This is a genomic window from Paraburkholderia sp. 31.1 (assembly GCF_014397645.1).
GTDB classification, from domain to species: domain Bacteria; phylum Pseudomonadota; class Gammaproteobacteria; order Burkholderiales; family Burkholderiaceae; genus Paraburkholderia; species Paraburkholderia tuberum.
Window position 1 is genome coordinate 134,662 of the sequence record NZ_VZQN01000019.1, and the last position, 8,720, is coordinate 143,381.

The 8,720-nt window shown below is 61.5% G+C and carries 6 protein-coding genes and 2 pseudogenes; 4 read left to right on the forward strand and 4 right to left on the reverse strand.

The annotated features are described in order from the left end of the window. Nucleotides 1-55 precede the first annotated feature (55 nt). Nucleotides 56-487: a Cd(II)/Pb(II)-responsive transcriptional regulator gene (gene cadR, locus F6X37_RS16960; protein WP_090802273.1), complete on the reverse strand. Its 432-nt coding sequence runs from the start codon at nucleotides 485-487 to the stop codon at nucleotides 56-58. An 81-nt stretch (nucleotides 488-568) separates the two neighbouring features. On the opposite strand from cadR, the gene F6X37_RS16965 reads away from it, so the two are divergent. After that, entirely contained in the window at nucleotides 569-2,887 is a 2,319-nt protein-coding gene (locus F6X37_RS16965; protein WP_187612126.1) for a heavy metal translocating P-type ATPase, read from the forward strand. 31 nt (nucleotides 2,888-2,918) lie between these two features. Here the strand turns inward: F6X37_RS16965 and eutC are convergent, their stop codons facing one another. Beyond that, nucleotides 2,919-3,710: an ethanolamine ammonia-lyase subunit EutC gene (gene eutC, locus F6X37_RS16970; RefSeq protein ID WP_187612127.1), complete on the reverse strand. Its 792-nt coding sequence runs from the start codon at nucleotides 3,708-3,710 to the stop codon at nucleotides 2,919-2,921. Further along, nucleotides 3,707-5,101, reverse strand: coding sequence for an ethanolamine ammonia-lyase subunit EutB (locus F6X37_RS16975; protein WP_090802277.1), 1,395 nt, complete (start codon nucleotides 5,099-5,101; stop codon nucleotides 3,707-3,709). Before F6X37_RS16975 ends, eutC begins: the two co-directional genes overlap by 4 nt. Nucleotides 5,102-5,419: 318 nt before the next feature. Between F6X37_RS16975 and F6X37_RS16980 the strand changes: the two genes are divergently transcribed. The 3 genes and pseudogenes from F6X37_RS16980 to F6X37_RS16990 form a co-directional block, all read left to right on the forward strand. Next, a complete protein-coding gene (locus F6X37_RS16980; RefSeq protein WP_187612128.1) occupies nucleotides 5,420-6,301 on the forward strand; it encodes a GyrI-like domain-containing protein in 882 nt (293 codons plus the stop codon). A 448-nt stretch (nucleotides 6,302-6,749) separates the two neighbouring features. Beyond that, a complete protein-coding gene (locus F6X37_RS16985) occupies nucleotides 6,750-8,066 on the forward strand; it encodes an IS256 family transposase (RefSeq protein ID WP_187612129.1) in 1,317 nt (438 codons plus the stop codon). 90 nt (nucleotides 8,067-8,156) lie between these two features. Then, a pseudogene (locus F6X37_RS16990) lies at nucleotides 8,157-8,594 on the forward strand (transposase); the annotation flags it as partial. A gap of 8 nt (nucleotides 8,595-8,602) precedes the next feature. Here the strand turns inward: F6X37_RS16990 and F6X37_RS16995 are convergent. Continuing rightward, nucleotides 8,603-8,720: pseudogene (locus tag F6X37_RS16995) on the reverse strand (IS5/IS1182 family transposase); the annotation flags it as partial.

Here is an 8,720-nt window from a genome sequence, read left to right on the forward strand (position 1 = left end):
GTTGCCGCGCCGGCGCTGCGTCGCGACGCGATAGCGCTCGACGGCAAGCATGGCGTCAGCCGAGATGCGTATGCCGCGGACGCGGCACGGCCACATCCATGTCGGTCAGGCCGTGCACGATGCCGCAGTCTTCGACCGGATGCTCGCCGTGGCATTGGTCGCGCAGCGTCGTCAGTTGCGCCTTCAGCTGCTGCAGTTCTTCGATACGCGTGTCGACGTGCGCGATGTGCTCGTCGACCAGCGTATGCATGCCGCCGCAGCCGTTCGCCGGCGCGTCGGTCAGACGCAGCAATGCGCGGATTTCGTCGTGAGTCATGTCGAGCGCGCGGCAATTGCGGATGAAGCGCAGGCGCTCGACATGCTTTGCCGTGTAACTGCGGTAATTGGCTTCGGTGCGCTCCGCCTCGGGCAGCAGGCGCTCTTTCTCGTAGAAACGGATGGTTTCCGTCGTGCAATGGGCGATTTTCGCCAGTTCGCCGATTTTCATGGACCCTTCCTCCACGCGGCCTTGACCTTGTAGTGGCTTCAGGGTGTTTACTAGACCACAAATCGCGCGAGGAAGCCACCAATGCCTGACAGCAGCCGTATTGCCACCGATCGTCCGGAACTGGACGAGGCCTGTATGCACGGGGGTTGCGGCGACGTTGATGCGCGGCGCGGCCATGATCACGGCCACGCCGATGATCACGCTGCTGTCGCTTGCTGCGCCGCTAGCGCTTTTGCGCCTGCGTCGCTGCGCCTGCCTCCGTCCGAAGCCGTCGACGACGACCTTCGCACCGCAATCCGCATCCTGCAGATGGACTGCCCGACCGAGGAAGCGCTGATCCGCAAGAAACTCGGCCGTATGCCGGTCGTGCGTAGCATGGACTTCAACCTGATGCAGCGCGTGCTGACTGTCGTCCACGCGCCGGAGGCGCTCGAGTCGGTCCTCGCCGCCCTGCGCTCGCTCGACTTCACGCCCGAACTGGCAAGCGACGCCGGAAAGGGTGGGAACGCCAACGCGGTGCCCCAAGCAGCCACTGACGCAATGCGCAAGCCGTGGTGGCCCCTGGTCCTCGCCGGCATCGTCGCGGGAGCCTCAGAAGCCGCTAGCTGGCTCGGCGCGCCGGCCTGGGTGGTGGCGGGTATGGCGGTCGTCGCGATTGCCTGCTGTGGCTTCACGACATATCGCAAGGGCTGGGTCGCGCTGCGCAACGGCAACTTGAACATCAACGCGCTGATGAGCATCGCCGTGACCGGCGCGGCGCTGCTCGGCCAGTGGCCCGAAGCCGCAATGGTGATGGTGCTCTTCACGATCGCCGAGCTGATCGAGGTGCGCTCGCTCGACCGCGCGCGCAACGCGATCGAAGGGCTCCTGCGGCTCACGCCCGAACAGGCCAGCGTGCAGCAGCCCGATGGAGCGTGGCAGCCCGTCCGCGTCGACGCGATCGTGCCCGGGACGCTCGTGCGCGTGAAGCCGGGCGAGCGGATCGCGCTCGATGGCGAAATCGTCGCGGGCCGCTCGTGCGTCGATCAGGCGCCGATCACCGGCGAGAGCCTGCCCGTCGACAAGGCGATCGGCGACGCCGTATTCGCCGGCACGATCAACCAGGCGGGCTCGTTCGATTATCAAGTGACGGCGGCCGCGGGCAACACGACGCTCGCGCGGATCATCCACGCGGTCGAGGAGGCGCAGGGCACGAAGGCGCCGACGCAGCGCTTCGTCGATGAATTCGCGCGCGTTTATACGCCGATCGTGTTCGCGATTGCGCTCGCCGTCGCTCTGGTCCCACCACTCGTGTTCGGTGGAGCGTGGCACGCGTGGGTGTACAAGGCGCTGGTGCTGCTCGTGATCGCGTGTCCGTGCGCGCTCGTCATTTCGACGCCGGTGACGATCGTCAGCGGGCTCGCGGCCGCGGCGCGCAAGGGGATTCTGATCAAGGGTGGCGTTTATCTCGAACAGGGTCGCAAGCTGACCCGGTTGGCGCTCGATAAGACCGGGACGATTACGCACGGGAAGCCAGTGCAGACGGAGTTTGAGGTGGTTGGCGATAAGGCCGGCGCCCTCCGATACCGCACGCTTGCGGCAAGCCTCGGGGGCCGCTCCGACCACCCTGTTTCGATGGCGATCGCTGCTGCCGCCAATGACGACGGCGTCGAACACCTGCACGTCGATGCATACCAGGCGATCGCTGGACGCGGCGTGCGCGGCGATATCGACGGTATCGCGTACTGGCTCGGCAATCATCGCCTGGTCGAAGAGTTGGGCCGCTGCTCGCCGCAACTCGAAGCGCGTCTCGATGCGCTCGAACAGCACGGCAAAACCGTCGTGATGCTCGCCGATGCGCAGCGCGTGCTCGCGCTGTTTGCGGTCGCTGACACGGTGAAGGAAACGAGCCGCGCCGCCGTCGCCGAATTACGGCGGCTCGGCGTCGGCACCACGATGCTGACCGGCGACAACCGTCATACCGCCGCGGCGATCGCGCAGCAGGTCGGCGTCGATGAAGCGCGCGGCGATCAGTTGCCCGAGGACAAGCTCGACGCGCTCACGCAATGGTCGAGCGATGGCGCGACGGTCGGCATGGTCGGCGACGGCATCAACGATGCGCCCGCGCTCGCGCGCGCCGACATCGGCTTCGCGATGGGTGCGATGGGTACCGACACCGCGATCGAAACCGCCGACGTCGCGTTGATGGACGACGATCTGCGGAAGATTCCGGCGTTTATCCGGTTGTCGAAGGCGACCTACGGGGTGCTGGTGCAGAACATCACGCTCGCGCTTGGCATCAAGAGCGTGTTCCTCGTGCTGACGTTGATGGGCTTCGGCACGATGTGGATGGCGGTATGCGCAGATGTCGGTGCGAGTTTGCTGGTAGTGGTCAATGGGTTGAGGTTGTTGCGCAAATGAGTGGGCGTGCGAGGTTTACGCTCGTTGCTTCCTACGCTGAACCGTCGTTCACGGCAGGATGCGTCGGAGCGCTGGCTAGCAGCTCATCGCTGTCGTCTTTCAAGCCCACCCCTGTCAGTCTCAGCTTCCTCGCCTGCGTGAGCAGATAGTGCAGCTTGTGCGCGGCCTGCGGATAGTCGAGGCCTTGCGGGCGCACGTTGGAAATGCAGTTGCGCTGGGCGTCGCTGCACCCCGTTTTCGGCGCGTACGTGACGTAGATGCCGAGGCTATCCGGTGAACTCAAACCCGGCCGCTCGCCGATCAGCATCACAACGATTTTCGCGTCGAGCAATTCGCCGATCTCGTCGCCGAGTGCGACGCGCGCCTGACGCGCGACCACTACGGGACCGATGGTCCAACCCGCGAGCTTTGGATGTATAGCTTGCAGCAACGGTACAGCCTGCTTCGATGCGGCGAACGCCGATAGACCATCGCCGATCATAAACAGCACATCGCTTGATTGCGATGGCAGTCGGGCAAGCGTCGCGCGACTCTCCTCCGACAGACGCCGCCCAAGATCGGGGCGCCTCAAATAATGCTCGCGATCCGGCGCGGCGCTATGCACGTCGAGCGTGTTGAAACCTTGCGCGCGCAGCTGTGCGTGCAGCGGGTCCACGTCGAGCGGATGGTGCACGGCGTCGCGCGCCTGCGCATGCGCGAGATTGAACGCGAGCAATGGTGCCGTCGGCAGGCTGTTGCCCGCGCGGCCTAACGCGATGCGCGCTTGCGTAAACCGACGCAGTGCGCTCCACGGGTCCTTGTCGAGTGCGTCGTTCTCGCTCATGCGATCCCCATCCAGTCGCGCGCGCCTTCGAGCAGCGGTTGCCGCGCCGATGCGCCGATCAACGCGCCGCGTGCGTCGATGATCTGCATCGACTCCAGCCATTCCTCGAATTCCGGCGCCCGGCGCAAACCGAGCACGTCGCGCACGTACAGCGCGTCGTGAAAGGACGTGCTCTGATAGTTGAGCATGACGTCGTCCGCGCCAGGTACGCCCATGATGAAATTGATGCCCGCTACGCCGAGCAGCGTCAGCAGATTGTCCATGTCGTCCTGGTCCGCTTCGGCGTGGTTCGTGTAGCAGATGTCGCAACCCATCGGCACGCCGAGCAGCTTGCCGCAGAAGTGATCCTCGAGACCCGCGCGCGTGATCTGCTTGCCATCGTACAAATACTCAGGGCCGATGAAACCGACTACCGTATTCACCAGAAACGGCTTGAACTTGCGCGCGACCGCATAGGCGCGCGCCTCGCAGGTCTGCTGGTCAACGCCGAAATGCGCATCCGCCGACAACGCGCTGCCCTGCCCCGTTTCGAAGTACATCAGATTGCTGCCGACGGTGCCGCGTTGTAGCGACAGCCCCGCCTCGTACGCTTCCTGCAGCAGCGCGAGCGAAATGCCAAAGCTCGCGTTCGCTTTTTCGGTACCGGCGATCGACTGGAATACGAGATCGACCGGCGCGCCTTTTTCCATCGCGGCGATCGTGCTCGTCACGTGCGTGAGTACGCACGACTGCGTCGGTACCTGATAACGCTGGCGGAAGTCGTCGATCATCTGCAGCAGCTTCGTGATCGCGGCGAGGTTGTCGCTCGCGGGGTTGATGCCGATCAGCGCGTCGCCGCAGCCGTACATCAGGCCGTCGAGCATCGAGGCGGCGATGCCTTTGACGTCGTCGGTTGGGTGGTTCGGTTGCAGGCGTACGGACATGCGGCCCGGTAAACCGACCGTGTTGCGAAAGCGGGTGATGACCGGGCGTTTACGGGCGGCGGTGATCAGGTCCTGGTTGCGCATCAGCTTTGAGACGGCGGCGACCATTTCTGGTGTTAGGCCCTCGGTGATGCGGGTGAGTGCGTCGGTGTCGGTTGTGGTGCTGAGTAGCCAATTGCGGAAGTCGCCTACTGTCAGATGGGAGATTTCGGCGAAGGCTGCTGGCGAGTGATCGTCGATGATCAGGCGGGTGACTTCGTCGGTTTCGTAGGGGATCAGCGGTTCGTTCAGGAACGTGCGTAGCGGCACCTCGGCGAGCGCCATTTTGGCGGCGACCCGCTCTTCTTCGCTCGCTGCCGCGATGCTTGCGAGCTGGTCGCCCGAGCGTTGCGGGCTCGCTTTCGCGAGCAGGGTCTTCAGGTCGGCGAAGCGGTACGTGCGACTGCCGATCGACTCGGTGTAGCTCATGTTTGCGGCTCCATCGCCTCGCGCGAACGCGGGTAGGAATGGGAACGGCGGTTACATGCTGCAGGTTGCTTGCTGCTGGTGCTGGTGCTGCTCACTACACGATAGCGCCAAACGGCGGCAGCGTCACGTTGCGGAGATTGGGGCTGTTTGCCGATGCTGTGTTTGGCGCTCCTGCTCGCGTCCACGGGGCGCGGTCAACAGGCGCTCAATCCCCTTTGTGCGCACCGCTTGAAATCCGCAGGATTTGGTAAACGGCCGACACTCGCTGACGTGATACTTTGTTCGCATCCTCTCGCGCCAATTTTCTGCGGTCCAGTCATGAACGAATCAGACCAACGGGCTCGATACGAGACGCGACTCGCACGCGTGCTCGACCATATCTACGATCACCTCGACGAACCGCTCGATATAGGACGGCTTGCGGAGATTGCGTGTCTGTCGCCGTATCACTGGCACCGGATTTATCAGGCGATGTATGGCGAGACGGTCGCGACGACCGTGCGGCGTTTACGGTTGCATCGCGCAGCGGGTTTTCTTGCGAGTAGTTCGATGCCGATTGCTCAGATTGCCGAGCGTTCGGGGTATAGCAGTTTGCAGTCTTTTTCGCGGACGTTTCGCGCGGTGTTTGGTGTGCCGCCGGCGCAGTATCGCAGGCAAGGCACGCATAGCCGGTTTCGTCCGGCGCTTTCAGGAGACGATCAGATGACGATGATTCGTGAGGTCGTGATTCGTTATGTGGAGCCGATGGAGATTTTGTCGGTCGATCATGTCGGACCTTATATGCAGATCGGAAAGGCTTTTGATGCTTTGTTGGGGTGGCTTGCGAAACATAATCTGCTGGAGGCGCAGATGCGGATGATCGGGGTTTACTTCGATGATCCGGGAGTGGTCGAGGAGAAGGCGTTGCGGTCGAAGGCGGCTGTGTTGTTGCCGGGGCCTGTGATGGCTGAAGTGGCTTCGGCTGTTGGGATGGGTGGGGCGGTTTCTGCCACGCGTATACGCGGTGGGGAATATGCGGTGTTGCGGCATGTGGGGCCGTATAGCGATATGCGAGCGGCTTATGAGTGGTTGTATGGGACCTGGCTCGTGCAGTCTGGGAGGGAGGCAGCGGATGCGCCGGTGTTTGAGGAGTATTTGAACAGTCCCAAGGAGACTGCGCCTGCGGAGTTGGTTACGGAGATTTGTTTGCCGTTGGGGTGAGGTGTGGGTGGCTGGGTTGGTGCTCGCTGGTTCTGCGTCCTGCGATGTTGCTGTCGTTATGTGCGTATACGTTGCGCGTGTTTCGGCGTGCTTCTCCGGTTTTTATAGTCTTTGTATATGTATACGTAGTAATAGTTAACAAGTGGGGCGTTCGGCTGTGGATAACTTGGAAGTTCGTTTACGGATCAACGCGCTGCGGAATCGATAACCCTTGGGAGCGCGGGCGGACAGGTTAACGGAGCCAGGGAGAAGTTTTAGCCGACCGGCTAACGCGGCGCATTTATCAAGGTTTCGCCCACAATGTGTTCGGCTGTTTCTACAAAAGTTTTCCAAGGGGGATGTGGATAAGTGGCCTCGGGTGGAAGGCCATTTTTTGAAGATCTCGAGGGTGTAAAAATTTTTGTGTAAACGGTCATTTGGCAGGAAACTGTCAGCAACAGGAGCACAGATGACCGTAGCGAAACGCAACAAAAGAGAAAAACCCGATCCTGAACTCGTCAAGCTGGCAGACAGCCTGCTGGCGAACTACCAGAAGCCGGAAGATCTGATAGGCGAGAACGGGTTGCTCAAGCAGCTCACGAAGATGCTGGTGGAGCGAGCGCTTGAGACGGAGATGTCCGAGCACCTGGGCCATGGCAAGAGCGAAGCGGTGACTAATGCCACTGGCAACACCCGGAATGGGCATAGCGCCAAGACATTGCAGGGGGAGTTTGGCGAGTTGCCGCTCAATATTCCGCGCGACCGTCAGGGCGCATTCGAGCCGAAGCTTGTGGAGCGTCATCAGACGCGCTGGACGGGCTTCGACGATAAGATCATTTCGTTGTACGCGCGAGGTCTGAGCGTGCGCGAGATCCAGGGCCATCTGGAAGAGATGTACGGCACGGAGGTGTCGCCCACGCTCATCTCGGCGGTCACCGACGCCGTCAGCGAGGAGGTGAAGGTCTGGCAAGGCCGTGCGCTCGATGCGCTTTACCCGATCGTCTATCTCGACTGCATCCACGTCAAGGTACGCGACAGCGGCGCGGTGCGCACCAAGGCAGTGTACCTGGCCATCGGCGTGAACATGACCGGTCACAAGGAGGTTCTGGGACTGTGGATTGCCCAGACCGAGGGTGCAAAGTTCTGGCTGCAAGTGGTCACTGAGCTGAAGACGCGCGGCGTGCAGGACATTTTTATCGCCTGCGTCGACGGGCTCAAAGGTTTCCCGGAAGCCATTGAAGCGGTCTACCCGAAGGCGGCCGTGCAACTGTGCATCGTGCATATGGTGCGCAACAGCCTGAACTTCGTGCCGTGGAAAATGCAGCAGGAAGTCGCCGCCGATCTGAAGACGATCTACACTTCATCGACCGTAGAGCTGGCCGAGCAGATGCTCGGCGTCTTCGAGGCCAGGTGGGACAAGGACTACCCTTCCATCGGGCAGAGCTGGCGGCGCAACTGGGCACGCGTGATTCCGTTCTTCGATTACCCACCGGAGATCAGGAAGGTGATTTACGCCCCGGAGGAAGTCCCCTTCGGGGACACCACGAACGCCATAGAATCGATCAACATGAGTCTGCGCAAAGTAATCAAGACCCGCAGCTCGTTTCCGACCGATGAGGCCGTGACCAAGCTGTTCTACCTGGCGCTGAACAACATCAGCAAGAAGTGGACGATGCCTATCCGCGACTGGAAAGCGGCCCTGAACCGCTTCACAATCCAGTTCGAAGAGCGGCTGGTGCCGGGGGCGGTTTCAAGAGTGAAGCGCAACAGCGGGTTTAATGTTTAGCAGGCTGTTGAAATACCTCGTTTCTTCGTCATCCGGGACGAAGGGGTAAACGTTGAAGGTAGTGTCATGAATGTGAGCGAGATGAAACGGATGCGCGGTGCCGATGGTTTTACGGAATCGATGTTCACGGTGTTGAAGCTGGATGACTTTGTGCCGAAAGACCATCCGTTGCGTCCTATTCGCACGTGGCTCAACGACGCGCTCAAACGCATGGACGACGTGTTTACCCGGATGTACGAGGCTGATGCGAAAGGTGGGCGGCCGAGCATTGCACCGGAGAAACTGGTGCGAGCGTTATTGCTTCAGGTGCTGTACTCGATTCGCAGCGAGCGCATGTTGATGGAACAGATTTCGTACAACATGCTCTTTCGCTGGTTCGTCGGCTTGCCGATGGATGGGACGGTGTGGGACCACTCGACATTCAGCAAGAACCGCGACCGACTGCTTGAGCACGATGTGCTGGTATTGCTCTTCAACGAAACGGTTGAGACTGCGCGCAAGCGTGGGCATCTGTCGGGTGAGCACTTTAGACGGTGTTAGGAACTTCGAAGTACTGGGATTGCATGGACAAGCATAAGCATGGCGAAGACGACAAAATGCAGACCTGCGAGTGTTTCGGGCAAGCGTTCGTAGTCACGTGCGAGGCGTCGAAAG